Consider the following 26,732-nt stretch of genomic DNA (forward strand, 5'->3'; position numbering starts at 1 on the left):
ATGCAGGCGTTCCTGGACATTTTCGACATCTATCTGCTGGAGGCCGTGATCAACGGCATCCTGCTCGGTGGCGTGCTGGCGCTGCTCGCGCTCGGCCTCAACCTGATCTTCGGCGTCATCGACGTGACCTGGATCTGTTATGCCGAGCTCGTGATGATCGGCATGTACGCCATGTATTTCATGGTGCAGTATTACGGCGTCAGCTATCTCATCGCCGCGCCATTCACCATCCTGCTGGTCGCGGCGCTCGGCGCCCTCTTGCATTACCTCGTGATCGCGCCGCTGCTGACCGCGCCGCCGATCAACCAGCTGCTCGCGACCGGCGGCGTGCTGTTCGTGCTGCAGAGCTTTGCCACCGTCGCCTTCGGCATCGACTTCCGCAACCTCGGCATCCGCCTGCCGGTGCTTGCCTTCGGCGACATGAATTTCAGCTACGCGCGGCTTTTGTCCTTCCTGGCGGCACTGGTCGGCATGGTCGCGGTCTATCTGTTCATGACGCGAACCTTCACCGGCACCGCGATCCGCGCCATCGCGCAGGACCGTCAGATCATGGCGCTGATGGGCGTCGATACCAAACGGATCTATCTCATCACCTCCGCGCTTGGCGGTGCGCTGGCCGGGCTCGCGGCCTGCCTGCTGGTGCTGCAATATGACGTGCATCCTTTCGTCGGCCTCTCCTTCGGGCCGATCACCTTCCTGATCTGCGTGCTCGGGGGCCTCGGCAATTTCATCGGCGGCTTCATCGCCTCCTTCCTGTTCGCGGAGATCATCTCGCTCGGCGGCCTGTTCTCCGACCTCGAATGGGGCTATGTGCTCGCCTTCGCCTTCTTCATCGTCATGATGTTCATCCGGCCTGCGGGCCTGCTTGCGAGGCGGCGATGAAAGGGCAGGGGCGGCTTGCGGGATGGGGGCTGGGGTTGGCGGCGCTGGTCGCGCTGCCCTTCGTCTATCGCGATCCCTATCATCTGCATATCCTGGTGCTGATCCTGATCTGGTCGTTCGCCTACACCTCCTGGTCGATGATGGGGCGGTTCGGCCTGGTCTCGCTCGGGCATGGCGGCTTCATGGGGATCGGCGCCTATGTCACCGCGCTCCTGTGGAATCACCTGGAACTGTCGCCCTGGATCGGCATTCCCATCAGCATGGTGGCGGCCGGCGCGTTGGCGCTGATCGTCGGCTATCCCTGCTTCCGCTTCCGCATCACCGGGCATTATTTCGTGTTGGTGACGCTGGCGCTGTCGGGCATCGTGCTCCAGGTCATCACCGCGACGCGCGACTACACCGGCGGCTCGCTCGGCTACACCCCGAACCGCGCGTCCGGCAACAAGCTCTTCGCGCTGCAGTTCGACGAGAAGACCACCTGGTATCTGATCGCGCTTGCGGTCTGGCTGTTCGGTATCGTGGTCTGGCACTGGGTCGACCGCAGCATGGCGCGCTATGCGCTGGAGGCGATCTCGGAGGACGAGGACGCCGCGGCAGCGGCCGGCGTCAACGTCACCGCCGAGAAGCTGAAGATCACGCTGCTCAGCGCGCTGATGACGGCGCTGGCCGGCGCGATCTATTGCCAGTATCAGATGTTCATCACGCCCGACACCGTCAGCGGCATTGCGGTGTCGCTGCAGATGGTGTTCGCGGCCATCGTGGGCGGCCTGTTCGTCTCGCTCGGCCCGACCTTTGGCGCCATCATCACCATTCTGCTGGCCGAGACCTTGCGCATCGGCTTCGGCACCAAGGCGGTCGGCTGGGACAACCTCGTCTACGGCGTGCTGCTCGTGGTTTTCATCATATTCCTTCCCAAGGGCATCCTTGGTAGCGTCCTCGACCGACTGAAGCCGCAACGCAAGGTGCCCCGCGCTCATGAGCAAGAAGCCGTCCAGATCGCTCGCCCAGGAGCTTGACCGCTACATCACGCCATTCCGTTACGATGGCTCGGGCAAGTTTCATCTCAAGGACCACAACACCAACGAGAAGGGCGACCTCGACAAGGAGAAGGCTCAGGCGCTTCTCGACGCCAACAAGAAGCGCCTCGTCGAGTTTCAGGAGAAGCTCTACGCCCAGGACCGTTGGTCGCTCCTGATTGTGTTCCAGGCGATGGACGCCGGCGGCAAGGACAGTGCGATCAAGGCGATCTTCGAGGGCATCAATCCGCAGGGCTGCGAAGTCACGGCCTTTAAGGCGCCAAGCAGCAAGGAACTCGACCACGACTTCCTCTGGCGCCACGTGGTCGCGCTGCCGGAGCGCGGCCATATCGGCATCTTCAACCGCTCGCACTACGAGGAATGCCTGGTGACGCGGGTGCATCCCGAAATCCTCGCCAAGCAGAAGCTGCCGCCAAAGCTCGTCACCAAGAACATCTGGAAGGAGCGGTTCGAGGACATCTCCGCCTTCGAGCGCTATCTCTGCCGCAACGGCACCGTGGTGCTGAAGTTCTTCCTCAACGTCTCCAAGGAGGAGCAGCGCCAGCGCTTCCTCGACCGGCTGGAGGAGCCGGCCAAGCAGTGGAAGTTCTCGATGGACGACATCAAGGAGCGCGCGCTGTGGCCGCGCTACCAGGCGGTCTACCAGGACATCGTCCGCCACACGGCAACGCCGCATGCGCCGTGGTACGTCGTGCCCGCCGATCACAAATGGTTCGCCCGCGTCGTGATCGGCTCGGTGATCAATGCAGCGCTCGAAAAGCTCGACCTGCGCTTCCCCCGCGCCGACAAGGCGTCGCTGGAGGAGTTCGAGCAAGTGCGCAAGGCACTGGTGAAAGAGGGGACGGGAGGCAAGAAGCAAGCAAAGTGACAGCCGACGGGACAGCGAACCGCAAGAACGTCAACTTCGCGCTCCAGGGCGGCGGCGCGCACGGCGCCTTCGTCTGGGGCGTGCTCGACCAGGTGCTCGAAGACGGCAGGCTTGCGATCGAGGCGATCAGCGCCACCAGTGCCGGTGCCATGAATGCGGTGGCGATGGCCTCCGGCATGGCGAACGGAGGCGCGGAGGCCGCGCGGGAAAGCCTGCACGCATTCTGGTACGAAGTGTCGCGCATGGACATGGCGTACGATTTGATGTCGCCGCTGAACCAGTGGATCCAGGCCCTGAAGCTGCCGCCGGAATATCATCCGGTCCACGCCGTCATCCATACGCTGACGCACACGCTGCCGCCGAACCTGCTCAATCCCTTTCATTTCAATCCGCTCCGCGCGCTGCTGGAGCGCGTGATCGATTTCGACCGGCTCAATTCCTCGCCCGAGGCGCCGCAGCTGTTTCTCAACGCCACCAACGTCCGCACCGGCAAGATCAAGGTGTTCCAGAGCCCGCTTCTCACGGCGGAAACCGTGCTCGCCTCGGCCTGCCTGCCGCCCTATTTCCAGGCCGTCGAGATCGACGGCGAGCACTATTGGGATGGCGGCTATCTCGGCAATCCCGCGATCTATCCGTTGATTTACCGCAAGGGCAGTCACGACGTCATCATCGTGCAGGTCACGGCGATCAGGCGCAACGAGCTGCCGACCAGTGCGGCCGATGTGCTCCACCGCATCAATGAGATCAGCTTCAATTCGTCCTTGATGCGCGAGATGCGCGCGATCGCCTTCGCCACCCGGCTGATCGACGACGGCGAGCTCGACAGCGAGAGGCATAGCCGCATGTACATGCATTGGATCGGCAACGACCAGTTGATGTCGCAGCTCGGCACGGCCACGCAGTTTCACCCCGAATGGAGCCTGTTGTGTCGCCTGCGCGATGAGGGCCGCGAGGCGGCGCGAAGCTGGCTGGCGCGAAACTTCGACCAGATCGGAAAGTCCTCGACGGTCGACCTGGCAGACATGTTTCTCTAGGCCGCTGAGCCGGCCATGCACAAAAAACGCGAAAACAACCCCATGCACAGTAGCCGCGCATAACGGAATCAATGGCTTGCAGGTCCGTCATCGTTGCTGCGGATTTTACGAAGCTGATTTGACTCGTCGGGCAAAACAGGGGCATGATGTCAACATGCCCCAAACCCCTCAACAGCTGCGACCCGCGCGGAAGCGCTTTCCATCGGCGGATTGCTTCCAGGGAACTCGCGCCTTCAAATGTGATCTTTAGATCGTTGATCTTGCTTGACAGTCTTGTGTCCTGGGACGAGCATCGCGACGGTCGCAAACAAGCGACGCGCAACGTCCACCTCATGAGCAAGGGGAGGTCTATGACGCCACCTCCGCAAATCCAGCCGCTAAGTGCGATGGAGCTCGTTCGGACTATCGCATAGCGGCGAAAACCGCGAACGGCACGCCGGGTTAAGGTTTAGCGGGCCGCATCAGTGAGGCAAGGCCCCTACCTTCCCGGCGCTGTAATTTGCACCACATCGATCGTGTCGGATGGCCGTGACGAGGCTGCCGCAACGGGTCTCCTTGACATCCTGCTGTTCCCATTCTCCTCGCCGTCGTTCCGCATTGGCGCGAGAGGACTTGGCGCGAGAGGTTTTGGCGCGAGGTCTTGGCGCATCACGGCACTTCGGTGATGGCGCGACTCTCGATCCTGCATTGCGGCAAATGCCAAGAGAATGTCGCCTGAAAGGCCAACTTCCGACACAGGGCCGGGGCGAATAACGGCAATCCGACATGACGCATGTGCTTCGGCGGTGACGGTCCCCGACGCCGCCGGCGCATTCATTTTTTCCAGGGAATCCTCGTGTCGCATAAGCTGGCCGCGGCGCTTCTCGCCGCTCTCTTCCTCACGCTTCCATCTCTCTCCGGTGCCCGCGCCGAGCCGCCTCCGCCCGCGGTAAACAGCGCCGCGACACTGTCGCCTGACGAGGCGAAGCGCGCGCTGGAAACCCTTCAGGACGACAAGAAGCGCGCGCAGATGATCGATACGCTGCGCGTGATCGCCAACGCGTCCGGTCCGCAGCAACCAGCGCCGGAGCCGAAATCGCCGATCCCGCTCTCGGCCGATGGCCTCGGTGCGCAGCTCTTGCTCACCGTGTCGGAGGAGATCGGCGAGATCTCGAGCGAGATCGCCGGCATGGCGCGGACGCTCACGCACTTTCCGGCGTTCTATTACTGGATCATGCGGACCGCGAACGATCCCGCAGCCTATCACCTCCTGATCGAGATCGCCTGGAAGCTGGCGCTGGTGCTCGGGTGCGCCCTTACAGCCGAGTGGGTGATTTTTCGCCTGATCCGCCGTCCGGTCGCGTTCCTGGAAGGACGCGTGCCGCAAACCGCGCACCTGCCGGCGCAGGTGCTGTCCGTAGCCGACCCGCCGTCATCGGTGACCGACGTCACTCCCGCACCCGAGTTGAACAAGCGCCGTCACAGCCTTGCGCGGGTCTGGCAGGTCCTGTCGCGGCTGCCCTTCGTGCTGGCGCGCCTGATGCTCGAACTGCTGCCGGTGGTCGTCTTCGTCGGCATCGCCACGGCGCTGCTTGGGACGGTGATCGGCGAGCCCACGACCGTCCGCCTCGTGATCCTCGCAGTCGTCAACGCCTATGCGTTCTCGCGCGGGCTCATCTGCGTGGTCCGGGCGCTGGCCGGGCCGTTCGGCCTGTTTCCGGTGCGGGCCGAGACTGCGGCCTATGTCGAGATCTGGGCGCGCCGCATCGTCGGTGTCGGCGTCACCGGCATCGCCTTTGCCAATGTGGCGCTGCTGCTCGGCCTGCACCGCGCCGGCTACGCGGCACTGCTGCGCATGGTGATGCTGGTCGTGCACCTCTTCATCGTCGTCATCATCCTGCAATGCCGCCGCCAGGTCGCCGACGCCATCCGCGCGCCGGCCGAGCGGCAGGGGATTGCAGCCCGTTTGCGTAACCGCATCGCCGGCGGCTGGCATTATCTTGCCATCGCACTTGATCTGGCGCTGTGGGCCGTGTGGGCGCTGAACATCCGCAACGGTTATTCGCTGCTGCTGCAATATTTCGTCGGCACCATCGCGGTGGCGGTGGTCACGCGTGTCGCCATCATGGTGACATTGAGCCTGATCGACCGTGGCTTCCGCATCAGACCGGAAATTCTCCAGCGCTTTCCGGGCCTCGAGATCCGCGCCAACCGCTATCTACCGCTGTTGCGCCGGATCGTATCCGGCGTGATCGCCTTCATCGGTTTCGTGGCCGTGCTCGAAGTCTGGGGTGTGGACGCCATCGTCTGGTTCTATGGCGGCCAGATCGGCGGCCGGCTGATCTCCGCCGTGGTGACGATCGGCATTGCCGTGTTTATCGCTGCGGCCATCTGGGAAATCAGCAATGCGTTGCTGGACCGCCAGATCAATGCACTGTCACGCGATGGGCACTATGCCCGCGCGGCGCGCCTGCGCACTTTCCAGCCGATGCTGCGCACGGCGCTGCTCTGCCTGATCGCCACCGTGGTCGGCCTCACGGCGCTGAGCGAGATCGGCGTCAATGTCGCGCCGCTGCTCGCGGGCGCCGGCATTGTCGGCATCGCGATCGGCTTCGGCTCGCAGAAGCTGGTGCAGGACCTCATCACCGGCCTGTTCCTGCTGCTGGAGAACACGGTCCAGGTCGGCGACAATGTCAGCTTGTCAGGGCTCTCGGGCGTGGTCGAGAACGTCTCGATCCGTACCATTCGCCTGCGCGCCGGTGACGGCGCCGTGCACATCGTACCGTTCAGCGCGGTCACGACCATCACCAATGCCAGCCGCGGCGCCGGCAACGCCTCGGTCAGCGTCAACGTCGCCTACAAGGAAGACACCGACCGCGCCGGCCAGATCCTCAAGGACATCGTCGACGAGATGCGACGCGAACCGGAATTCCGCGCACTGATCCGCGGCGACCTCGAGCTGTGGGGCGTCGACAAGGTCGACGGCGCAATGGTGTCGATCGTCGGCCAGATCCGTTGCACCGAGGCCGGGCGCTGGCCGGTCCAGCGCGAATTCAACCGGCGCATGAAGCTGCGCTTCCAGCAGAACGGCATCGAGGTCGCATCCGCCACCCAGACCATCTTGATGCACATCGCGCCGCCGGCGGATAGCGCCGCCAATCTGACGCCGCGGCGGGTGACGGGATAGCAGGCGATCGCATATGAATTCTTCGGCCTGGGCGCGCGCCTCGTCCTTCGAGACGGCGCTGCCTCCTTGAGGAGCCCGCGAGAGCGGGCGTCTCGAAGGAATCAGGTCCGGGCCTGGGATGTAGGACTACGCTGCAAGCGAAATAGGGGCCTTCATGGTTCGAGACGCGCATTCGGCGCTCCTCACCATCAGGGGCGAGAGCTTTGTCGCGTTAACTTTTGTCGCGAGCCTCGCGATCTACCGCGAAAATCTCGCTGCGGTGCGAGATCACAATCGGTGCCTGAGTCTCTCCGTCCTTGATCTGGATGAAGCGCTGGCCGACAATGTCCGCGGTTCAATGCGAAGCTCTTGGGGGAATTCGTGAATAGACCTGCCCGGGTCGTTGCCCAATCGACGTCGTCGTCCAATTCGCAGCAAGGCATGACGCTGCTGCGCGATCCCTTGCTCAACAAGGGGACTGCCTTCACGGAAGCGGAGCGCGAGACGCTCGGTCTGCGCGGCCTCTTGCCGCCTTGCGTGTTGACGATGCAGACCCAGGTCGAGCGAGTTCTCACCAATCTGCGCGCGCTGCCGACGGACCTCGAAAAATATGTCGCGTTGAACGCGCTGCATGACCGCAACGAGGCATTGTTCTTCCGCGTCGTCGTCGACCATATCGACGAGATCCAGCCGATCATCTACACGCCGACGGTCGGGCTTGCCTGCCAGAAATACGGCCTGATCTTCCAGCGGCCGCGCGGCATGTTCATCTCCTCGCGCGATCGCGGCCAGATCGCGGAGATTCTGAAGAACTGGCCTTACCCGGCCAAGCTGATCGTCGTCACCGACGGCGAGCGCATTCTTGGTCTCGGCGATCTCGGTGCAAACGGCATGGGCATTCCGGTCGGCAAGCTCTCTCTCTATTCGGCCTGCGCCGGCGTGCATCCGGAGGCGTGCCTGCCTGTTGTGCTCGATGTCGGCACCAATAACGAAGAGCTGTTGAACGATCCCTATTATCTCGGTCTGCGCGAGCGGCGGCTGACCGGGGAGGCCTATGACAGCTTCGTCGACGAATTCATGCAAGCCGCGCGAAAAACGTTCCCGGGCGTGCTGATCCAGTTCGAGGATTTCGCCAACCATTCGGCTTTCAAGCTGCTGCACAAGTACCGGGATGAAGCCTGCGTCTTCAACGACGACATCCAGGGCACGGCGGCCGTGGCGCTCGCCGGCCTGTTCTCGGCCTTGCGCGTCTCCGGCGGCAAGCTCAGGGATCAGCGCATCCTGTTCCTCGGCGCGGGCGAGGCGGCGACCGGCATCGCCGATCTCGTGGTCTCCGCCATGATGGCGGAGGGCGCTTCCGAGGCGGATGCGCTCCGGCGCAACTGGCTGGTGGATTCCCGCGGTCTCGTCGTCAGCGGCCGCGAAGGCCTCTCTGGCCACAAGCTCCGCTATGCCCACACCGGCCAGGCGCCGATCGCCGACTTCCTCACCGCGATCAAGACGCTGAAGCCCACGGCGATCATCGGCGTCGCCGCGGTCGGCGGCGCCTTCACGCCCGAGGTGCTCAAGGCGATGGCCGAGCTCAACGAGAAGCCGATCGTGTTCGCGCTCTCCAACCCGACCTCGAAGGCGGAATGCTCGGCGGAGGACGCCTATCGCTACACCGAGGGCCGCGCGCTGTTCGCCTGCGGCAGTCCGTACGATCCGGTCAAGCTCAACGGCCGCAGCTTCGTGCCGCGCCAGGGCAACAACTCCTACATCTTCCCCGGCGTCGGCCTCGGCGTCATCGCCAGCGGCTCCAAGCTGGTGACCGACGAGATGTTCATGGCGGCGGCCCACACGCTCGCCGACTGCGTTGGCAAGGAGGATCTTGCACAGGGCAGCCTCTATCCGGCACTGCCGCGCATCCGCGAGGTCTCCGTCCGCATCGCGGCGGCGGTTGCGGAAGTGGCCTACCAACGCGGGCTCGCGGACGGACCTGCACCCAACGACGTGAAGGCCCTGGTTCAATCCCAGATGTACGAGCCGCAATACTGAGCTAGGGCGGAATGGCTTTAGGTTGAATCGATTGCCGCGGCTCGTTCACCTCTCCCGCTTGCGGGAGGGGCGTAGGCCGCCTCCGGCGGCCGTCATCTCAAGAGACGCCGAGGCAAAGCCTCGGCTATGGTGAAGCGCCGGGTGAGGGCTTTCTCCGCTAGGGGATTGTCCCATTGCGGAAGCACCCTCTCCCCAACCCTCTTCCGCAAGCGGGAGAGGGAGCGCACCTCCGACGGCGCAGCGATCAAGCCTCATTTCATCGCGCTTTAGCAGGCCGATGGCTGAGCGGCGCCAGAACGAAAATCAGGTCAGGTGCTCGCCCGGCATTTGGTGGAGCGCCTGATTTTCGTCGCCCCGCGCTGGCCAGAAGCTTGACTAATTTGGCTCGGCGGGACGGTCCGTGGCTCATAGGTCGGATTGCTTGGCGCGCAATTGCACGCCGGAGCGATCCGGGTGAGGGGCTGCGGCACTCACGGAGACCTGGACCCCTCACCCGGATCCTATCTTCGATGCGCTCCGACCTCTCCCTCCGGGAGAGGTGAACCAAGGCCGGCCGGGTAACGATTCAAGCAAAACCCGCCACGCTCATCTGGGGCCGTCTGTCCCGATTCGGAACAGGCCAGTGTGGTGGAATCGTCACAGCTGGCGCGAAACGGCCGCGGCCCTAGGGCCGCTTTTGTTCCGACAAGGTTCTGCCCTCATTGCCCACCGAAAATCCGCCCCGTTCGGAGGGGCGTACCATGTCTCGCATTGCACATGCCGAAGCTGCCCGGATTTCCCTCGCAACCCCGTGCCGGCTGCTGCTCGCCATCGCCGGCGCCGCCTCGCTCGCCGCTTGCGCGCAGTCGCCGGTCGGCCGCCAGAAGGCCGATCTCGCTGCGACCGGCCGGCAGGCCGTGGTGGAGCGCCCGCATAGGGTGGCGGCGCTGCATCCGCGTCCAATCAGCCGGGCGCGCGCTGTCGACGGTGACGCAAAGCAAACGGCTTCGCACGGCGTCGCCAGTTTCTATTCGGATACGGAAACCGCGAGCGGCGAGAAGTTCGACAAGAACGAGTTGACCGCGGCCCATCCCACGCTGCCGTTCGGCACCAAGCTGCGCGTCACCGATACCTCCTCCGGCCGTTTCGTCACCGTCAGGGTCAACGATCGCGGGCCCTTTGTTCGCGGGCGCGTGGTCGACATCTCCCCTTCCGCGGCGGAGGCGCTCGGCATGGTCGACAAAGGCATCACCAATGTCAGGCTCGAGGTCGTGCAATAAAGCGCGACCCGTCGAGACGAATGGGGGCGCTTAACCGGCTGTTAGCGGCTTTTCAAGCATCATGGCTGCCCACACAATTCCGGGCTTTGGGGGGAGGCGGCGCTTGAACACGATCCAGTATCTCGAAGATCAGGCCGCGCGCGCCGAGCGGCTCGCCAAACGGATCACGGATACGCTGACGATCGAGAAGCTCCTGACCTTTGCCGGCGAACGCCGCCGCGAGATCGAGGTTATCGCCGGCAAGCACCGCCGCGCTTAGCTCTGGCGAACCATGCGGCAAGCGCATCCGAGCTTGCTTGTCTGCGCAATTGAAACGACGCCCGCTCAGCTGTGGCTCTCGACGAAGTCGCTGAGATAATCGGGTAGCTCTATGCCGTAGATGTCGCAGCGCGCCTTTATCTCCCCGACGACATCGGTCGAGATGTCCTTCATCCAGTGCTCGAGCGTGTTGAAGGAGATCACCTTGATCGGATCGTTGAAGCAGCCGGCGACAAGCTCGCCGATGGTGGCTTCGAGATCGCTACGCTCGATGGGGATTTCGGTCGCCTCGTCGCGGCGATCGATCACCACGAAGAGAGTCTGGTCTGCGCCGTAGGGCACGACGGAAGATACGCCAGCTTCAAGCATGTGAGGTGCTCACGTCTTTGCTTCCGATCTCTAACAACGGGAAAAACTGCAAGAAGGTTCCTGCTCGCGCGCTTGTGAAGGCCGTCAGAGAAATTCTCTCAAGCGCGATAGCTCGATGACGTGTTCGGGTGAGAGTATTTCCGTGACCAGCGGCGGCTGCGCCGCCGTACGTATCTCATAGAGATGCCTGGTCGTCGGCGGCTTCTGCATGAACGCCGAGATGCAATCGTCGAGCGTGCCCTCAATGACCCGATAAGGCTCCCGGTCCGGCCTTCGCTGGTTTGCAAGTGACGGCCATTTCTGCAGCACCGCAAGCGCGCCGAAATCGACTTTTGAATCTCCAACCGCGTCCCCCATCGACTGCCTCACGCAAAAGACGGCCCCAGCACACAAATCCGCGTGCCAGGGCCTACACATCTATCGCTGCATCTCAATGCCACGATCACGCAACGCGGCAGCCGGGAAAAGGTTCCCGGCCGTCACGACGCTCTTCAGCTCGCGGCGGCCGCGATCCTGTGCCCCAGGCTGTCATGCCCCTGGCTGCTCTCGTGGTGGCTGAGCTCCTGCGGAAGTCCGGCGAAGCGTCGCAAGGCTTCCGCCATCTGCATCCGGCCCGACACGCCGGTGATCACCACGTCGACCATGGCGAAGGAGGAGTGGAAATGGCCGCGCGCCCTAAGCTGCTCGACCGGGACGCCCGCTGCGGCCATCGCCTCGGCATAGGCGACACCCTCGTCGCGCAACGGATCGAACTCGCAGGTGACGACGAAGGCCGGCGGCAGCCTATCGAGCTTGCCGCGCAATGGCGAGACGCGCGGATCGGTGCGGTCCGCCGGCGAGCAGTAGAGGTCCCAGAACCAGTACATCAGCGAGCGCGTCAGGAAGTAGCCGATCGCATTGTCGTTGTAGGACGGGCGATCGAAGCTGCAGTCGGTGACCGGGCAGACCAGAAGCTGGCCGGCGATGTCGGGGCCGCCGCGGTCGCGCGCGAGCTGGCAGGTGACGGCAGCGATGTTGCCTCCGGCGCTCCAGCCAGCCACCAGCACCGGGCCCGGCCTGCCGCCGAGCTCGGCGGCGTGTTCGGCGATCCAGCGCGTTGCCGCATACCCGTCTTCGGCAGCCGTCGGGAAGCGATGCTCCGGCGCGTGGCGATAGCCGACACTGACGAACATCATGCCGGTCCGCCGCACCATGTCGCGGCAAAACGGCTCGTCCGACTGCTCGTCGCCGAGCACCCAGCCGCCACCGTGGAAATAGACCACGACCGGATGCGGTCCTGCCGTTGCGGGCTTGTAGACACGATAGGGCAGCACGCCGCCTGTGACGGGCAGGGTGCCGTCGACGATCTCGCCGATGGGTCGTCCGGCGGGACGGCCCTTGTTGAACTCGTTCACGAAGGCGCGTGCGCCTTCCGCGCCCATCGACTCGATCGGCGGCAGGTTGAGGGTTGCGAGCAGGTTGAGCACCAGCCGCACATCGGGCTGCAGGCGCACCACTTCGCCGTCATTGCATTGCGCGGCGCCGTTGGGGCCGGTGAGCCTGAAGCCGAGCATGCCGCGGCTGACCACCTCGTCGCAGATGCTGCGATAAGGGCCGACGCCGCCGGTGTAGGGCATCAGGCCCTGCACCTTGCCGGGCACGTTGGCACCCGTGTACCAGGTGTTGGCGAGCCGGTGCAGCGTCAGCATCGAACAGTCGGCCATGTGGCGGCCCCAGCCAGCCTGTGCGGTCTCGGTCGGCTCGATTGTGGTGAAGCCGGCGTCGCGTAGCGCGGCAAGCCGATCGACCACCCAGTCGACATGCTGCTCGATCGACACCGCCATGTTCGACAGCACCGACGGGCTGCCGGGGCCGGTGATCATGAAGAAGTTCGGGAAGCCGGCGACCGTGAGCCCGAGATAGGTCTGCGGCCCCTGCGCCCAGATGTCGGAGAGCGACTTGCCGCCGCGCCCGGTGATCGGATGCACGGCGCGGATCGCGCCGGTCATCGCATCGAAGCCGGTCGCGAACACGATGACATCGAGGTCGAAGCTGCGGCCGTTCGTGGAGATGCCGCTCGCGGTGATCGCCTTGATCGGCTCCTGGCGCAGATTGACCAGGGTGACGTTCGGCCGGTTGTAGGTGGCGTAATAGTTGGTGTCGAGGCAGGGACGCTTGGCGCCGAAGGGATGATCGTGCGGTGTGAGTGCCGCGGCGGTCTCGGGATCCCTGACGGCGGCGCGGATCTTCTCGCGGATCAGGTCCTGGACGATCTTGTTGCCGTCGACGTCGACGGCCTGATCGGCCCAGAGCTGCGTCAGGATGTGGACGAGGTCGCCGGCTGCCCAGGCACGTTCAAACCGCTCGCGACGCTCGGCATCGCTCAATTGCCAGCTCACGACCGTCTGCTGCGGATAGGGCACGCCGGCCATCGACTGGCGCGCCTGCTGGCGATAGGCCGCGCGATCGCCCTGCAGCAGGCTCATGCGGTCGGAGGGGGCGGGGCCGTTGTGCGCGGGCAATGCGAAATTCGGCGTGCGCTGGAACACGGTCAAATGTGCCGCCTGCTCGGCGATCAGCGGGATCGACTGGATCGCTGACGAGCCCGTTCCGATCACGGCGACGCGTTTGCCTGCGAGGTCGACACCGTCATGCGGCCAGCGGCCGGTGAAATAGACCTCGCCTTTGAAGTCCTTGACGCCGTCGATCTCCGGCGGCTTTGGCGCCGAAAGGCAGCCAGTGGCCATGATGTAATGCCGGCAGGAGACCGGCGCGCCGTTGTCGGTCGTGATGAGCCAGCGCTCGGCGGCTTCGTCCCATCTGGCTTCGGTGACCTTGGTCTTGAAGCGGATGTCGCGCCTGAGGTCATAGCGGTCGGCAACGAAGCCGAGGTAGCGCAGGATCTCGGGTTGGGTCGCGTATTTCTCCGACCAGGTCCAGGCCGTCTCGAGCTCCGGATCGAAGGTGTAGCTGTAGTCGATCGTCTGGATATCGCAGCGCGCGCCCGGATAGCGGTTCCAGTACCAGGTGCCGCCGACATCACCGGCCTCTTCGAGGCCGACCGCCGAGAATCCTGCCTTGCGCAGGCGATGGAGAAGATAGAGGCCGGCAAATCCGGCGCCGACCACGGCGACATCGACCTGCTGAGCGGTTCCGCGCTCGTCGGAGGCCCGTGTGGCAACCATCGCGTCAGACATGGCATTCCTCCCGTGTGTTTTGTTTTGCCGGCAGGCTATCGCCGCAGGCTCAGCTTGTCATTACAGCAAGTGCAATCCTAGGGTTGTCGTTTGCGGCGGCATCGTGACCGCGCGAATGTTGCGGCATCACACGCACCGCGATGCACAATGGCCGTGATAGCCCGGGGTTAATCAGACCGCATCCTTCTGTGTATGCTTGCGCCTACAAGCCACGCGTACCGGCTGGGCGTCATGACAGAGTTGAGCGAGCGCACCAAAGCAAATATGGACGTCGTCCTCGAGGAGACGTGCCGGCAACTGCCGCATGGCGGCGATCACGACAGCCGCAGGTTCATCGCCGAGCGCCTGATCGAGGCCGCGCAATCCGGCCATTCCACGCTCGGCGAGCTCGGCATCATCGCGCGCCGCGCGCTGGCGGAGCTGCTGGGCAAGGGCGGATAGGCGCGGGCGAGGCTTGCCTCGTCGACGGCTCTGGACATAACCTGCCGGGCCCCTCATCGAGATCTTTCGAAGATGCGGTCCTTGCTTGCACTTGTTGCGGCTTCCGCAGTCCTGTGTTGCGCACGATTGGCCGTGGCTCAGCCGGTCGGACAATTTCCATTCGCCTTGACGCGTGAGGGGCAGATGCTCGGCGCCGTGGAAGGCGAGGTGGCGTCCTTCAAGGGACTGGCTTACGCGGCGCCGCCGGTCGGCGCGCTGCGCTGGCAAGCGCCGCAGTCGACGACCGAAAGTTCGGAGATGCGCACCGCCTACGACTACGGCGCGCCGTGCCTTCAACCGTCGCTGCCTGAGGCGAGCGAGGATTGCCTGACGCTGAATGTGTTCCGTCCTTTCGGGGTCGACGGTCCATTGCCGGTGATGGTGTTCATCCATGGCGGCGGCTTCGTCACGGGCACCGCGAACGATCCGCTGTTCGATGGCGCCAAGCTGGCGCAGGCGGGCCTCATCGTGGTCACCGTGAATTATCGCCTCGGCGCGCTCGGCTGGCTCACGCACCCCGCGCTGTCGGACAACGGCTCCGGAAATTACGGCCTGATGGACCAGATCGCCGCGCTGCATTGGGTGCACGACAACATCGCGGCCTTCGGCGGCGATCCTGACAACGTCACCTTGTTTGGCAGCGATGCAGGCGCGACATCGATCGCGCTGCTGATGCTGTCTGCGCAAGCGCGCGATCTCTTCCAGAAGGCCATTCTGCAATCGGTACCCGGCCGCGCGCGCCTGCGCTCGGTGCAAGAGGCGGAGGCGATGGGCCGGCAGTTCGTGGCCGCGCTCGGGCCGACGACAGATTTGCGAGCAACCGAGCCGCGGCGCCTGCTTGCCGCCGAAAAGCATCTGTTCGAGAAATCGCCGCGCAGTTTCGCGCCGATGATGGATGGACGCCTGGTGACCGAGGACCTTGCCACAGGCTTTGCGGCCGGACATCAAAGCCGCATTGCTCTGATCATCGGTTCGAACGACGACGAGACCGGTTTTGACAATGAGTCCGATATCAAGGAGGAGCTTGCGCCGTCCGGCATTGCAAGCGACGAACTGCGCGAGCTCTATCCCGATCTCGCGAGGGCCTCGGATCTCGCGGCAAGGTTCTACACCGACAAGGTCTTCTCGGAGCCGGTGCGACTGCTGGCCCGCCTGCACGCGGCAAGCGGCGCGCCGACCTTTCGCTACCGCTTCGCCTATGTGCCGGAGGCGCGGCGCGCGAATCCGGAAGTCGGCCACGGACGGGAGCTGCAGTTCATCTTCGGTGCCGAAGGCGTGCCCGGTGCAGGCATCTTGTCGCGACGCGATCGCGCGGTCGCAAGCCGCATGCGCGCCTACTGGATCAATTTCGCCAGAAGCGGCGATCCCAATGGTCCCGACCTGCCACGCTGGGACGCCGCGGGCGGCGATCGCCTGCTGCTGATCACGAACGATCGCATCGCAAGCGGAGACGATCCCCTCGCGGAGCGTCTCGATCGGCTCGCAGGTGATGGCAGGAAATGAGCTGGATCTAAGCCGCCAGCTCGACGCGCGGTGCCGGGCTCAGCCGGTCTTCCTCCAGATAGTCGATCGCGCCATCCTTCTCGACGGCATAGAACTGCTGGCCTTCCCTGGACTTGTAGGCAGCGCGGACAACACCGCGGCGGCCCTTGTCACTGTTGACGACGTCCCCCAGCGCAAACTTCCTCATCTCACGTCTCACTTGTCTTCAGGCCGACTGCTTCGGCCACATCGGGGATTCTGGGCGGCAAATCGTTAACGACTTGCTAACCATGCTGCTTTGCCTATGCTCACCGCCGATCCGTGCGGACAGCTCGCACGCGCCTGTTGTCAACGAGACGAGCCCCATGACGCGATTTCCGACCCTGTTCCTGTCACATGGCGGTGGCCCCTGGCCCTTCATGGAGGACAGGCGGGTGCAATATGCCAAGACCGCCGAGGCGTTCGGCCGTCTGCCGCAGCTTCTCCCGGAGAAGCCGAAGGCCGTGCTCGTCATCACCGGACATTGGGAGGCCGATGCCTTCACCGTGTCCACCTCGCCGCATCCGCCGATGGTCTACGACTATTACGGTTTCCCCGAGCATACCTACCACCTCAAATATCCGGCGCCGGGCAAGCCCGAGCTTGCCGGGGACGTGAAGGCGCTGCTCAAGCATGCGGGCTTTGATTGCCGCGAAGATCCCAACCAGGGGTTCGATCACGGCACGTTCGTGCCGCTCGGCCTGATGTATCCGAATGCCGACATGCCGATCGTGCTGCTGTCATTGAAGTCGAGCTATGATGCGGCCGAGCACGTCAAGGTGGGGGAGGCGATCGCACCGTTGCGCGACGAAGGCATTCTGATCATCGGCAGCGGGCTGACCTATCACAACATGCGCGGCTTCAACCGGCCGGAGTCGAAACCGGTCTCATATGATTTCGAGGCCTATCTGAACGAGGCGATCAGCAGCCCGGATGTGGCGCGCCGCAACGCGATGCTGGTCGACTGGGAGAACGCTCCCAGCGCGCGCCTGGCGCATCCGCGTGAGGACCATCTGCTGCCGCTGATGGTGGCGGCTGGTGCTGCGGGCAGCGATATCGGACGCCGCGTATTCGTCGACGAGGTCGCGAATGTGGCGATGGCGTCGTATGTGTTCGGCGGGTGATCTCCCCGCTTGCGGGGAGATGTGAAAGGAAAGCTCACCCATATCGTAGCTTCATCACCAGGATGCCACCGGCGAGCACCATGGTGATGGCGTTGGCGGCGACGAGCGGCGCGTCGCCGGAGAGCAGGCCGTAGAGGAGCCAGAGCGCCAGGCCCAGCACCATGACCAGGAACATGCCGAGCGAGATGTCGCCGGTCGAGCGAGTCTTCCATACTTTGAAGGCCTGCGGCGCGTAGGCCACGGTGGTGCAGGTGGCGGCGGCAAAGCCGATGAGCTTGATCACGAGAGGTTCCATGCCGGTTCTATAGCATGGATTCGATGATGGTCATGCCCTAGAGCTTCGTTCCAATGAGATCGGAACGAAGCTCCAGATATTCTAGTTTTGACGCGTTTTCTTGACGCGAACCGGTACCCACTTCGCTTGAAAACGCTACGCCGCGCGGGCCGCCATCAGCCCGCGATAGAGCGCGGCATAATCGCCGGCGCGGTTACGCCAGGAGACGTCGGTCGCAAGGCCGCTGCGTTGCAGCCGGCGCCAAGTCAGCTTGTCGTGGAAAACGGTGTTGGCCTTGCGCAGCGTCCCGGCGAGGGCATCCGCCGTCACGGGGCCGAACTTGAATCCCGTGGCATCGTGGCCGGATGTGTCGGGCTCGCCGATGTCGACGATGGTGTCTTCGAGGCCGCCGACGCGGGAGACGATCGGCACGGCGCCATAGCGCAGCGCGCAGAGCTGGGTCAGGCCGCACGGCTCGAAGCGCGAAGGCACGATCAGCGCGTCCGAGCCCGCCTGGATCAGATGCGCCAGAATCTCGTCATAGCCGATCACGACGCCGATCCGGCCGGGATTGCCGCGGGCCGCAGCCAGGTAGCCGTCCTGCAGATCGCGGTCACCGCTGCCGAGCAGTGCGAGCTGCATGCCTTCGCGCAGAATGGTCGGAATGGCCTCGAGCAGGAGATCGAGTCCCTTCTGCCAGGACAGACGGCTGATGACGCCGAGCAGCGGCGTCTCGTCCGAGGAATCGAGGTTGAACTGCTGCTGCAGCACCGCCTTGTTCGCGCCCCGGAACGTCAGGTCCTCGGCGCCGAAGCGGTAGGCGATGTGCGGATCCTCCTGCGGATTCCATACCGATATGTCGATGCCATTGAGAATGCCGCTCAGCACGCCCGAACGTTCGCGAAGCACACCGCCGAGCCCCATGCCGCCTTCGTCGCTCTGGATTTCCTTCGCGTAGGTCGGCGACACCGTGGTGATGCGATCGGCGAATCGCAGGCCGGCCTTCAAAAAGCTGATACCGCCGAAATATTCCAGCGCCTGAACGTTGAATGAGTCCCAGGGCAGGCCGATTGATCCGATCAACTCGGGAGCGAACTTGCCCTGATAGGCCATGTTGTGAATGGTCATCACGGTGCCGGGCCGCGGACGATTGTCGTAGTGCAGATAAGCCGGCGCGAGCCCTGCCTGCCAGTCATGGGCGTGCACGATGTCGGGCACGAAGGCCGGCACGAGGCCGTGGCCGATATCCGCGGCCACGCGCGACAGAGCCGCGAAGCGCACGCCGTTGTCCGGCCAGTCGATGCCCTCGGCGGTGACATAGGGGTTGCCCGGCCGCGCGTAGAGATGCGGCACGTCGAGCACGAACAGATCGAGCCCGTCATGGGAGCCCGCCAGCAGCCGCCCGGGGCCGCCGAAATAATTCGGCCAGCGCCGGAGCTCCTCTGCGCCTGACACCAGGCGCATCACGTCGGGATAACCGGGCATCAGGGTGCGCATCTCGACGCCATGCGCCTTCAGCGCAGCCGGCAGCGCACCGGCGACATCCGCAAGGCCGCCGGTCTTGACGAGGGGATAGACTTCAGAGGCGACCGCGAGGACGCGAACAGGCGTCATGTATTGAGCCTGTCGATCATCGGCTGGGTGATCAGCGAGATGCCCTGTTCGGTGGTGCGGAAGCGCTTTCCGTCGAGTTCGGGATCCTCGCCGACGACGAGTCCCTCCGGGATCTCGACGCCACGGTCGATCACGACGTTCCTCAAGCGAGCACCGCGACCGACATTCACGTAAGGCATGATCACGGCGTTCTCGACATTGGCGTAGGAGTTGACGCGCACGCCGGTGAACAGCAACGAGCGGCGTAGCGAGGCGCCGGAGATGATGCAGCCGCCGGAGACCAGCGAGCTCACCGCCTGACCGCGCCGGCTCTCCTCGTCATGAACGAATTTCGCCGGCGGCGTGATCTCGGCATAGGACCAGATCGGCCAGGCGCGGTCGAACAGGTCGAGCTCCGGCACCACGTCGGTGAGGTCGATGTTGGCGGCCCAATAGGCGTCGACCGTGCCGACGTCGCGCCAATAGGCGCGGGGATCGCTGCCGGAGCGGACGCAGGAGGTCGAGTACTGGTGCGCCATCGCGCGGCCGTTCTTGACGATGTAGGGGATGATGTCCCTGCCGAAATCGTGATTGGAGTTCGGGTCCTCGGCGTCGCGCTTGAGCTGGTCGAACAGGAATTTCGCGTCGAACACATAGATGCCCATGCTGGCGAGCGAGACGTCCGGCTTGCCTGGCATCGGCGGCGGATCTTTCGGCTTCTCCAGGAACGACTGGATCCAGCCGTTCTCGTCGATATGCATGATGCCGAAGCCCGAGGATTCCGTCCGCGGCATCTCGAGGCAGCCGACGGTGACGTCGGCACCGCTCTCGACGTGCTGGCGCAACATCACCTCATAGTCCATTTTATAGATGTGGTCGCCGGCCAGCACCACGATGAAGCGGCAGGAATGGGATTCGATGATGTCGATGTTCTGGTACACCGCGTCCGCCGTGCCGACATACCACATGGTCTCGGAGACGCGCTGGCTGGCGGGGAGGATGTCAAAACTCTCGTTGCGTTCGGGACGGAAGAAGTTCCAGCCCATCTGAAGGTGCCGGATCAGGCTGTGTGCCTTGTATTGGGTTGCGACCGCGATACGGCGGATGCCCGAGTTCACCGCATTCGACAGCGCGAAATCGATGATGCGGGATTTGCCGCCGAAATAGACTGCCGGCTTGGCACGCCGGTCGGTTAGCTCCAGCAGCCGGCTGCCGCGTCCTCCGGCCAGGACGAATGCCAGAGCTTGGCGGGCAAGCGGCTCGGGTCTCGCGGCACTCATGTCATCCTCCCACAACTCTGGCGCTCGCGAGAAGCCTCCCGGCCGCGCACATTGGAACCGATACTAATGGCACGAATAGTAAATCGTGAAGGTGGTTGTTGGTTGCGAATGCACGGGAAGCTTAATGCTTTGCCGGGTGATCGGGCCTCAGGCGCCGTCGTAGGCGTGTCACAGGCGGCGAAGTCGTCAGCCGTCGCCGGGCACCGGTTGATCAAACGGAGGCATGCATCTTGTGCGGTGCACGCAAACTCCAGGCTTTGACTTGGCGCAAGGATGCCCGATCATGGCGCTGCGATCCTTTTCCAAGCGAAAGGTCAGACAGGGAGTAAGACGATGAGGATCTGGAAGACGGCAATTGCCTGTTCGCTGGCCGGCGTGGTCATGGCGGGCCAAATCGCTCAGGCCACGGCGGGACCGATGCCGACCAACGTCGCGACGATGAAGGCTGCAGCCGGCGACAACGTCGCGCAGGTGCATTGGCGTGGCGGCGGATGGGGCTGGGGTCTTGGTGGTCTCGCGGCCGGCGCGATCATTGGCAGCGCCATCGCGGCCGGCGGCCCTTACGGCTACTATGGCGGTCCATATTACGGCTATGGATATCCGGGCTACGGTTATGGTTATGCGCCGGCCTACTACGGTTATGGCTACGGGCCGGCCTATTATCCGCGATACTATCGGCCCTATCGTCCGTATTACAGCTATGGCTATTACCGGCCGTACCGCGTCTATCACCGTCGCTATTACAGATATTGGTGAGCACCGCGCGGCTAGAGCCACACGATCAAGCTCATGCACGCTAAATGCATGAGCACGATCGCGGTGAGGTGCAGTGGGCCGGCCTTGAGGCGAGGTGCGCGCATCCCGCTGCCTTCGTTAGTTCGATCCCGCGGCTGCAGCCGTGAAGCTGCGGTCGACGGCTTGGCTGACGTCGAGCTTCTTCGGCAGGATGCCGTAGCGCGTCGAACGGTCGGAGGCTTCCTGCACCTCCTTGACCACGGTTTCGTCGATCACGATCGGGCTGGTGCGCTGTGCCGTGTAGGCCGACAGCAACACGTCTTCCGGCAGCTTGGTCAGCTCGGCCGTGTTCTTCGCGTATTCACCGAGATGACCCAGCGACCACAGTCGCGCCTTGTTTAAGCGCTGCACCAGGTCCTGCACCGCCGCACGCTTGGTCGCGATGGCGTTGTCGGAGCCGACGATGAAGGTGATAGTCGGCGTCAGCCCTTCGCCGTCGGCGATCACACGGGCCTGGTCCTTCAGTGTGGCGAACGAGACGTAAGGCTCCCACACGGCCCATGCATCGATCGAGCCGGCGAGGAGCGCGATCTTGGCATCGACCGGGCCAAGCGGCGCGAAAGTCGCGTCCTCCAGCTTGATCCTTGCCTTCTCCAGCGTGGCGTCGATCAGGAATTGGCCCCAGCCGCCGCGCGTGCCGGCGAGCCGTTTACCCCTGAGGTCTGCAGCCGATTTGATCGGCGAATCCTGACGCACCAGGATGGCCTGCGTCCTCGCGTCCGACCTCGTGCCGCCGATCGCCTTGATCGGTGCGCCCGCTGCATAGACCGACAGAAACGAGAGATCGCCGGTGTAGCCGACATCGAGCGCGCCGGCGTTGAGCGCTTCCAGGATTGGCGCGGCCGCAGGAAATTCCGACCATTCGATCTTGTAGGGCAGGTCCTTCGCATAGCCCGAGATTTCCAGTAGCGAGCGGTTGCCGCCCTTCTGGTCCCCGACGCGCAGCACGACGGGATCGGCTGCGAGGGATGCGGCGGCCGTCGACAACGTGATGGCGACGACGAGAAGCGATGCCGCGAGCCTGCGAGTGATGGAATGGTCGTGGGAGTTGATGCTCATTGGATCCGTCTTGTTGCTTGGCTCACGATGCGCGAGCGAATGATGCAGCGGGACAATGAAGTCTATGAGCGCGCGATACGCAGTCAATGAAATGGCCAACCGTATTGCGTGCGCGACCGGCAAGGACGTTTCAATGAAACGAGGCTTTCGAGAATGCACGGCTTGCGCAGCAGAAGATGCACACGGATGGAGCAAACGACGGAGTCGCGGCGCGCTCTGCATGACGACGCAGCAGCGAAAATCCTTTCTTCGTTCCCGCACTCGCCGATGGAGAGAATGACTTCGCCTCGTGTCACATTCGAAATTCCATTTCATTGACGATGTGGCGGACGCGCCGCATGATTTGCCCATCGCATCAACGCGGCGCGAGAAGCGCCGACGGGAAAACCTTCTCTCAACGCAGCTCCGCACGGAACATGCGCAACGTGAGCCGTTGCGCAAATGGCGGAGCCATGCCAGCGCAGGAGCCAGGGGCCGATGAACAACGACAACAAGCGCAGCGGATCGAAAATCGACCGGCGCCGTCTGCTTCAGGCGGGGCTTGCCGCCGCCTTCGCCGCGCCGCTCGGCGCCTTTGGTGCAGCACAGGCCTTTGCACCGCAGGCGATCGCGCCCGGTGTCGATTTCTCGGAGTTTCCGCTATGCCGCACGGCCTCCGATGCGCCTGCGCTCACCGGCGCGCCGCGCAAGCTGAAACTGTCGTGGAATGCCGGCGCGGTCTGCCTCGCGCCGGTGCCGGTCGCGATCGAGCACGGCTTCTTCCGGAAGCACAATCTCGACGTCGAGCTCGTCAACTATTCCGGTTCGACCGACCAGTTGCTCGAGGCGATCGCGACGGGCAAGAGCGACGCGGGCCTCGGCATGGCGCTGCGCTGGCTGAAGCCACTGGAGCAGGGCTTTGACGTCAAGATCGCCGCCGGGACCCATGGCGGCTGCATGCGCGTGCTGTCGCGCACCGACTCCGGCGTCAGCAAGCTTGCCGATCTCAAGGGCAAGATCGTCGCAGTCGGCGATCTCGCCGGTCCCGACAAGAACTTCTTCTCGATCCAGCTCGCCAAGCTCGGCATCGATCCGGTCAAGGACGTCGACTGGCGCGCCTATCCCGGCAATCTGCTCAACGTTGCCGTGGAGAAAGGTGAGGTGCAGGCGTTCCTGTCCTCCGATCCGCTCGCCTATCTCTGGCTCAAGGACACCCAGTACAAGGAAGTCGCGTCCAATCTCGATGGCGAATACCGCGAGAAGAGCTGCTGCATTCTAGGCCTCCGCGGCAGCCTGGTGCGCGAGGAGCCGCAGGTCGCGCGTGCGATCACGCAGGCGTTGCTCGATGCCGCGATGTTCAGCTCGCAGAATGCGGCACTCGCCGCAAGATCGTTCCAGCCTTACGCGCCGAAGGCGGCGACGCTCGCCGACATCGAGGGCATGGTGCGCTACCACACCCACCATCATCATCCCGTCGGCGAGATCTTGAAGCGCGAGCTCAAGGCCTATGCTGACGATCTCAAGAGCGTGCAGGTGTTCAAGCAGAGCACCGACACGGCAAGATTTGCGGAGCGCATCTATGTCGACGTATTCGCTGTCTGACGGCCTCGCCTCCGGCGCGCCGCGTCTCTCCCGCGCGCCGCTGCTCGCGACCTGGATCCGGGAATCCGGCGTCGGCGTTCTCGCCAGCATCGCCTGGATCGCATTCGGCCTGTCCTGCCTGTGGTGGGACGATGTCGGCGACTGGTCGCGCACGCACTCGCTCGGCATAGCCGCCCTCGTCATCGCGGCCGTGGCGCTGTTCGGAACCGTCGGCGCTGATTATCTCGGCTCGGCCGGAAAGGCGTTGCACAAGCGGGCGCCATGGCTCGTCGCGCTCGGTGCTTTCCTGACGCTGTGGGAAGTCGCGACCGCAAAGTTCGCTTGGCTGCCGCTGCCGTTCTTTCCCCCGCCGCAGGCGATCATCGAGGTCTACACGGACGATCTGCCAAAGCTTCTCGACAGCGTCTTTGCATCGATCAAGCTGCAGCTTGGCGGTTATCTGATCGGCGCCACGGTCGGCTTTTTGACCGGCGTCTCGATCGGCTGGTCGCGCGCGGTCGGCTATTGGGTGCATCCGGTGCTGCGCTTCATCGGCCCGCTGCCGGCGGCCGCCTGGCTGCCGATCGCCTTCTTCACCTTCCCGTCGAGCTGGAGCGCCTCGACCTTCCTGATCGCGCTCGCGACGGGCTTTCCCGTCACCGTGCTGACCTGGTCGGGCGTTGCGAGCGTCAGCAACGCCTATTACGACGTCGCGCGCACGCTCGGTGCCAAGCCTTCTTTCCTGGTGTTGAAGGTCGCAATCCCCGCGGCATTGCCGCACGTCTTCGTCGGCCTGTTCATGGGGCTCGGCTCGTCCTTCGCCGTGCTCGTCGTCGCCGAGATGATCGGCGTCAAGGCCGGGCTCGGCTGGTACCTGCAGTGGGCGCAGGGCTGGGCGGCCTACGCCAATATGTATGCGGCTCTGATCGTGATGTCGCTGCTCTGCTCCGGCGCGATCACGCTCCTGTTTTCGATCCGCGATCGCCTCTTGGTCTGGCAGAAGGGGACCGTCAAATGGTAGCCGCAGCTCTCGCCGAAGCGATCACGCATCCGGCCGCCGGTGCCGCGCTTGACATCGAGCAAGTCAGCCACGCCTTCGACATCGACGGCGCCGAACTGCCTGTTCTCAGCGACGTCAGCATCTCTGTCGAGCCCGGCGAATTCGTCGCGCTGCTCGGTCCGTCCGGCTGCGGCAAGTCGACCTTGCTGCGGCTCGTTGCCGGCCTCGACAAGCCCAAGGCAGGAACGCTGCGGGAGGACGAGGAGCGCATCCGAAGGCCGCATCCTTCGCGCGTGGTCGTGTTCCAGGATCCGACCCTGTTTCCCTGGCGGTCGGTCTGGGACAACGTCGCCCTGGGCCTGGAGGCCCAGGGCATTCTTAGGAGCCAGCGGCAGCGTGTCGATGACGCGCTCGATCTCGTTGGCCTTGCTTCCTTCCGCAATGTCTATCCGCATCAGCTCTCCGGCGGCATGGCGCAGCGCGTCGCGCTGGCGCGGGCGCTGGTCAACGATCCCAAGATCCTGATCCTGGACGAGCCGCTGGGAAAACTGGACTCGCTGACTCGCATCACCATGCAGGCCGAGCTCGTCTCGTTGTGGCAACGCAAGGGGTTTACCACGCTGCTGGTGACACATGATGCGGAGGAAGCCCTGGTGCTCGCCAACCGCGTCATCGTGTTCAGCGAGCGTCCCGCGCGGGTGAAGGCCGACATTCGTGTCGATCGTCCGTATCCGCGCCATCGCGGCGATCCGTATCTGGCTGACGTGCGTCGTCAGATCCTCGGCCTGTTGGGGCTGGACGCCACATGGTAACGTCTGTGGCCAAGAGCCGTACGACCCATAGCGAACCCGGCTACATCGCCCTTGCCGAGACGCTTGCGGCAGGCTTTGCTGCGCGCGCGGCCGAGCACGACCGCACCGGCAGCTTTCCGTTCGAGAATTTCCGCGAGCTGTTCGAGGCGGGCCTGCTGTCGCTGACGGTGCCGGCGGCCCACGGCGGCGGCGGAGCGGGCGCGCGATACGCCGCGCGCGTCCTCGGCATCATCAAGGCCGATCCGTCGACCGCGCTGGTGCTATCGATGCACTACATCAATCATCTCGTCATGGCGCGCAGCCAGACCTGGCCGGCGCGGCTGTCGCGCAAGCTCGCGCGCGAAAGCGTCGAAGGCCTTGCGCTCGTCAACGCGCTGCGCGTCGAGTCCGAGCTCGGCTCACCCGCGCGCGGCGGCCTGCCGGCGACGATCGCGCGGCGCACCGAAACCGGCTGGCGGCTCTCCGGCCACAAGATCTATTCGACGGGCTCGCCGATCCTGAAATGGTACCTGGTCTGGGCGCGAACCGACGAGGCCGAGCCGCGTGTCGGTCAGTTCCTGGTGCCGGCAGGCCTGCCGGGCACCCGCATCGTCGAGACCTGGGACCATCACGGCCTGCGCGCCAGCGGCAGCCACGACGTCATCTTCGACGACGTCGTGATCCCACTCGATGCCGAAGTCGACCTGCGCAAGCCGGCGGACTGGCATGCGCCCGAGGTCACGCAGGCGACCATCCACACGGTGTTCGTCGCCGCGATCTATGACGGCGTTGCCCGCGCGGCGCGCGACTGGCTGGTCACGTTCCTGAAGCAGCGCGTGCCCGCAAGCCTCGGTGCGCCGCTCGCGACTTTGGCTCGCGCGCAGGAGATCCTCGGCGCCATCGAGGCGCGGCTCGCGGTCAATGCGCGGTTGATTGAGACGTTCGCCCGCGACTTCGATGATGGGGTCCAGCTGTCGGCCGGCGAATCCAACGTGATCAAACTGACCGTGACCAACAATGCCGCCGCCGTGGTCGAGGACGCGCTGTCACTGACCGGCAATCACGGCCTGTCCCGTAACAATCCGCTGGAGCGGCACTATCGCGACGTCCTGTGCGGGCGCGTGCACACGCCGCAGGACGATTCTACGCGCCTCGCGCTTGGCCGCGCCGCACTCGGCCTCTAGAGATCA

24 protein-coding genes are annotated in these 26,732 nt (G+C 64.4%); 16 read left to right on the top strand and 8 right to left on the bottom strand.

Going from position 1 to position 26,732, the window contains the following annotated elements:
• From P6U29_RS13050 to P6U29_RS13085, 8 genes are all read left to right on the top strand, one after another.
• Positions 1-882, top strand: a complete 882-nt coding sequence (locus P6U29_RS13050) for a branched-chain amino acid ABC transporter permease (RefSeq protein ID WP_407117964.1) — start codon at positions 1-3, stop codon at positions 880-882.
• The gene (locus P6U29_RS13055) at positions 879-1,898 is read left to right on the top strand and encodes a branched-chain amino acid ABC transporter permease (protein ID WP_407117965.1); all 1,020 of its coding nucleotides are present in this window, start codon (positions 879-881) and stop codon (positions 1,896-1,898) included. Before P6U29_RS13050 ends, P6U29_RS13055 begins: the two co-directional genes overlap by 4 nt.
• Positions 1,858-2,787, top strand: a complete 930-nt coding sequence (locus P6U29_RS13060) for a polyphosphate kinase 2 family protein (RefSeq protein ID WP_407117966.1) — start codon at positions 1,858-1,860, stop codon at positions 2,785-2,787. Before P6U29_RS13055 ends, P6U29_RS13060 begins: the two co-directional genes overlap by 41 nt.
• Positions 2,784-3,821, top strand: coding sequence for a patatin-like phospholipase family protein (locus tag P6U29_RS13065; protein WP_407117967.1), 1,038 nt, complete (start codon positions 2,784-2,786; stop codon positions 3,819-3,821). Before P6U29_RS13060 ends, P6U29_RS13065 begins: the two co-directional genes overlap by 4 nt.
• An 835-nt stretch (positions 3,822-4,656) precedes the next feature.
• A complete protein-coding gene (locus P6U29_RS13070; RefSeq protein WP_407117968.1) occupies positions 4,657-6,987 on the top strand; it encodes a mechanosensitive ion channel domain-containing protein in 2,331 nt (776 codons plus the stop codon).
• Between the two features lie 420 nt (positions 6,988-7,407).
• Positions 7,408-9,003, top strand: coding sequence for an NAD-dependent malic enzyme (locus P6U29_RS13075; protein ID WP_407119310.1), 1,596 nt, complete (start codon positions 7,408-7,410; stop codon positions 9,001-9,003).
• A 740-nt stretch (positions 9,004-9,743) separates the two neighbouring features.
• Positions 9,744-10,262, top strand: a complete 519-nt coding sequence (locus tag P6U29_RS13080) for a septal ring lytic transglycosylase RlpA family protein (RefSeq protein ID WP_407117969.1) — start codon at positions 9,744-9,746, stop codon at positions 10,260-10,262.
• A 103-nt stretch (positions 10,263-10,365) separates the two neighbouring features.
• A complete protein-coding gene (locus P6U29_RS13085) occupies positions 10,366-10,521 on the top strand; it encodes a hypothetical protein (RefSeq protein ID WP_164934324.1) in 156 nt (51 codons plus the stop codon).
• A 65-nt stretch (positions 10,522-10,586) separates the two neighbouring features.
• On the opposite strand, the gene P6U29_RS13090 is transcribed toward P6U29_RS13085, so the two are convergent.
• From P6U29_RS13090 to P6U29_RS13100, 3 genes are all read right to left on the bottom strand, one after another.
• Positions 10,587-10,889 (bottom strand): hypothetical protein, encoded by a 303-nt coding sequence (locus P6U29_RS13090; RefSeq protein WP_407117970.1) that lies wholly within the window; start codon positions 10,887-10,889, stop codon positions 10,587-10,589.
• Positions 10,890-10,973: 84 nt separating this feature from the next.
• Positions 10,974-11,246 carry a hypothetical protein gene (locus P6U29_RS13095; RefSeq protein WP_407117971.1) on the bottom strand — a complete coding sequence of 91 codons (273 nt, stop codon included), beginning with the start codon at positions 11,244-11,246 and terminating at the stop codon, positions 10,974-10,976.
• Between the two features lie 134 nt (positions 11,247-11,380).
• Positions 11,381-14,065 (bottom strand): flavin-containing monooxygenase, encoded by a 2,685-nt coding sequence (locus P6U29_RS13100; protein ID WP_407117972.1) that lies wholly within the window; start codon positions 14,063-14,065, stop codon positions 11,381-11,383.
• Between the two features lie 192 nt (positions 14,066-14,257).
• On the opposite strand from P6U29_RS13100, the gene P6U29_RS13105 reads away from it, so the two are divergent.
• Together P6U29_RS13105 and P6U29_RS13110 are read left to right on the top strand one after the other, a co-directional pair.
• Positions 14,258-14,506 (top strand): hypothetical protein, encoded by a 249-nt coding sequence (locus tag P6U29_RS13105; RefSeq protein ID WP_407117973.1) that lies wholly within the window; start codon positions 14,258-14,260, stop codon positions 14,504-14,506.
• 72 nt (positions 14,507-14,578) lie between these two features.
• Positions 14,579-16,048: a carboxylesterase/lipase family protein gene (locus tag P6U29_RS13110; RefSeq protein ID WP_407117974.1), complete on the top strand. Its 1,470-nt coding sequence runs from the start codon at positions 14,579-14,581 to the stop codon at positions 16,046-16,048.
• 7 nt (positions 16,049-16,055) lie between these two features.
• Here P6U29_RS13110 and P6U29_RS13115 read toward each other — a convergent pair whose 3' ends face one another.
• Positions 16,056-16,235, bottom strand: a complete 180-nt coding sequence (locus P6U29_RS13115; protein WP_407117975.1) for a hypothetical protein — start codon at positions 16,233-16,235, stop codon at positions 16,056-16,058.
• Positions 16,236-16,392: 157 nt separating this feature from the next.
• Here P6U29_RS13115 and P6U29_RS13120 point away from each other — a divergent pair, with 157 nt between their 5' ends.
• Positions 16,393-17,190: a DODA-type extradiol aromatic ring-opening family dioxygenase gene (locus P6U29_RS13120; protein ID WP_407117976.1), complete on the top strand. Its 798-nt coding sequence runs from the start codon at positions 16,393-16,395 to the stop codon at positions 17,188-17,190.
• A gap of 34 nt (positions 17,191-17,224) precedes the next feature.
• On the opposite strand, the gene P6U29_RS13125 is transcribed toward P6U29_RS13120, so the two are convergent.
• The 3 genes from P6U29_RS13125 to glgC all read right to left on the bottom strand — a co-directional run bounded on the left by P6U29_RS13125 (position 17,225) and on the right by glgC (position 20,337).
• Complete coding sequence (locus P6U29_RS13125) at positions 17,225-17,485, bottom strand: SemiSWEET transporter (protein WP_407117977.1); 261 nt, start codon at positions 17,483-17,485, stop codon at positions 17,225-17,227.
• Positions 17,486-17,620: 135 nt separating this feature from the next.
• On the bottom strand, positions 17,621-19,078 hold the full coding sequence (gene glgA / locus P6U29_RS13130; protein WP_407117978.1) for a glycogen synthase GlgA: 1,458 nt from the start codon (positions 19,076-19,078) through the stop codon (positions 17,621-17,623).
• Positions 19,075-20,337 (bottom strand): glucose-1-phosphate adenylyltransferase, encoded by a 1,263-nt coding sequence (gene glgC, locus P6U29_RS13135; RefSeq protein ID WP_407117979.1) that lies wholly within the window; start codon positions 20,335-20,337, stop codon positions 19,075-19,077. The genes glgA and glgC overlap by 4 nt, the downstream gene beginning before the upstream one ends.
• Positions 20,338-20,670: 333 nt before the next feature.
• On the opposite strand from glgC, the gene P6U29_RS13140 reads away from it, so the two are divergent.
• Positions 20,671-21,093 (top strand): hypothetical protein, encoded by a 423-nt coding sequence (locus P6U29_RS13140; protein ID WP_407117980.1) that lies wholly within the window; start codon positions 20,671-20,673, stop codon positions 21,091-21,093.
• Between the two features lie 117 nt (positions 21,094-21,210).
• Here the strand turns inward: P6U29_RS13140 and P6U29_RS13145 are convergent, their stop codons facing one another.
• The gene (locus P6U29_RS13145) at positions 21,211-22,191 is read right to left on the bottom strand and encodes an ABC transporter substrate-binding protein (RefSeq protein ID WP_407117981.1); all 981 of its coding nucleotides are present in this window, start codon (positions 22,189-22,191) and stop codon (positions 21,211-21,213) included.
• Between the two features lie 477 nt (positions 22,192-22,668).
• On the opposite strand from P6U29_RS13145, the gene P6U29_RS13150 reads away from it, so the two are divergent.
• From P6U29_RS13150 to P6U29_RS13165, 4 genes are read left to right on the top strand one after another with little or no spacing between them, the layout of a single operon-like run.
• Positions 22,669-23,772, top strand: a complete 1,104-nt coding sequence (locus tag P6U29_RS13150) for an ABC transporter substrate-binding protein (RefSeq protein WP_407117982.1) — start codon at positions 22,669-22,671, stop codon at positions 23,770-23,772.
• On the top strand, positions 23,750-24,772 hold the full coding sequence (locus P6U29_RS13155) for an ABC transporter permease (protein WP_407117983.1): 1,023 nt from the start codon (positions 23,750-23,752) through the stop codon (positions 24,770-24,772). Before P6U29_RS13150 ends, P6U29_RS13155 begins: the two co-directional genes overlap by 23 nt.
• On the top strand, positions 24,766-25,563 hold the full coding sequence (locus tag P6U29_RS13160) for an ABC transporter ATP-binding protein (protein ID WP_407117984.1): 798 nt from the start codon (positions 24,766-24,768) through the stop codon (positions 25,561-25,563). The genes P6U29_RS13155 and P6U29_RS13160 overlap by 7 nt, the downstream gene beginning before the upstream one ends.
• Positions 25,557-26,726, top strand: a complete 1,170-nt coding sequence (locus P6U29_RS13165) for an acyl-CoA dehydrogenase family protein (protein WP_407117985.1) — start codon at positions 25,557-25,559, stop codon at positions 26,724-26,726. The genes P6U29_RS13160 and P6U29_RS13165 overlap by 7 nt, the downstream gene beginning before the upstream one ends.
• The last annotated feature ends 6 nt before the right edge of the window (positions 26,727-26,732 follow it).

Origin of the sequence: Bradyrhizobium sp. LMG 9283, from assembly GCF_045571415.1 — a bacterium.
GTDB lineage: Bacteria > Pseudomonadota > Alphaproteobacteria > Rhizobiales > Xanthobacteraceae > Bradyrhizobium.

Bases quoted from the DNA above. Each gene is read 5' to 3' on its own strand.
- P6U29_RS13090 (WP_407117970.1), bottom strand. From the start codon at position 10,889: ATGCTTGAAGCTGGCGTATCTTCCGTCGTGCCCTACGGCGCAGACCAG.
- P6U29_RS13080 (WP_407117969.1), top strand. From the start codon at position 9,744: ATGTCTCGCATTGCACATGCCGAAGCTGCCCGGATTTCCCTCGCAACC.
- P6U29_RS13075 (WP_407119310.1), top strand. From the start codon at position 7,408: ATGACGCTGCTGCGCGATCCCTTGCTCAACAAGGGGACTGCCTTCACG.
- P6U29_RS13165 (WP_407117985.1), top strand. From the start codon at position 25,557: ATGGTAACGTCTGTGGCCAAGAGCCGTACGACCCATAGCGAACCCGGC.
- glgC (WP_407117979.1), bottom strand. From the start codon at position 20,337: ATGAGTGCCGCGAGACCCGAGCCGCTTGCCCGCCAAGCTCTGGCATTC.
- P6U29_RS13050 (WP_407117964.1), top strand. From the start codon at position 1: ATGCAGGCGTTCCTGGACATTTTCGACATCTATCTGCTGGAGGCCGTG.
- P6U29_RS13110 (WP_407117974.1), top strand. From the start codon at position 14,579: ATGCGGTCCTTGCTTGCACTTGTTGCGGCTTCCGCAGTCCTGTGTTGC.
- P6U29_RS13120 (WP_407117976.1), top strand. From the start codon at position 16,393: ATGACGCGATTTCCGACCCTGTTCCTGTCACATGGCGGTGGCCCCTGG.
- P6U29_RS13160 (WP_407117984.1), top strand. From the start codon at position 24,766: ATGGTAGCCGCAGCTCTCGCCGAAGCGATCACGCATCCGGCCGCCGGT.
- P6U29_RS13125 (WP_407117977.1), bottom strand. From the start codon at position 17,485: ATGGAACCTCTCGTGATCAAGCTCATCGGCTTTGCCGCCGCCACCTGC.
- P6U29_RS13115 (WP_407117975.1), bottom strand. From the start codon at position 16,235: ATGAGGAAGTTTGCGCTGGGGGACGTCGTCAACAGTGACAAGGGCCGC.
- P6U29_RS13095 (WP_407117971.1), bottom strand. From the start codon at position 11,246: ATGGGGGACGCGGTTGGAGATTCAAAAGTCGATTTCGGCGCGCTTGCG.
- P6U29_RS13140 (WP_407117980.1), top strand. From the start codon at position 20,671: ATGAGGATCTGGAAGACGGCAATTGCCTGTTCGCTGGCCGGCGTGGTC.
- P6U29_RS13150 (WP_407117982.1), top strand. From the start codon at position 22,669: ATGAACAACGACAACAAGCGCAGCGGATCGAAAATCGACCGGCGCCGT.
- P6U29_RS13055 (WP_407117965.1), top strand. From the start codon at position 879: ATGAAAGGGCAGGGGCGGCTTGCGGGATGGGGGCTGGGGTTGGCGGCG.
- P6U29_RS13060 (WP_407117966.1), top strand. From the start codon at position 1,858: ATGAGCAAGAAGCCGTCCAGATCGCTCGCCCAGGAGCTTGACCGCTAC.
- P6U29_RS13155 (WP_407117983.1), top strand. From the start codon at position 23,750: ATGTCGACGTATTCGCTGTCTGACGGCCTCGCCTCCGGCGCGCCGCGT.
- P6U29_RS13105 (WP_407117973.1), top strand. From the start codon at position 14,258: ATGCTTGCGCCTACAAGCCACGCGTACCGGCTGGGCGTCATGACAGAG.
- P6U29_RS13100 (WP_407117972.1), bottom strand. From the start codon at position 14,065: ATGTCTGACGCGATGGTTGCCACACGGGCCTCCGACGAGCGCGGAACC.
- glgA (WP_407117978.1), bottom strand. From the start codon at position 19,078: ATGACGCCTGTTCGCGTCCTCGCGGTCGCCTCTGAAGTCTATCCCCTC.
- P6U29_RS13145 (WP_407117981.1), bottom strand. From the start codon at position 22,191: ATGAGCATCAACTCCCACGACCATTCCATCACTCGCAGGCTCGCGGCA.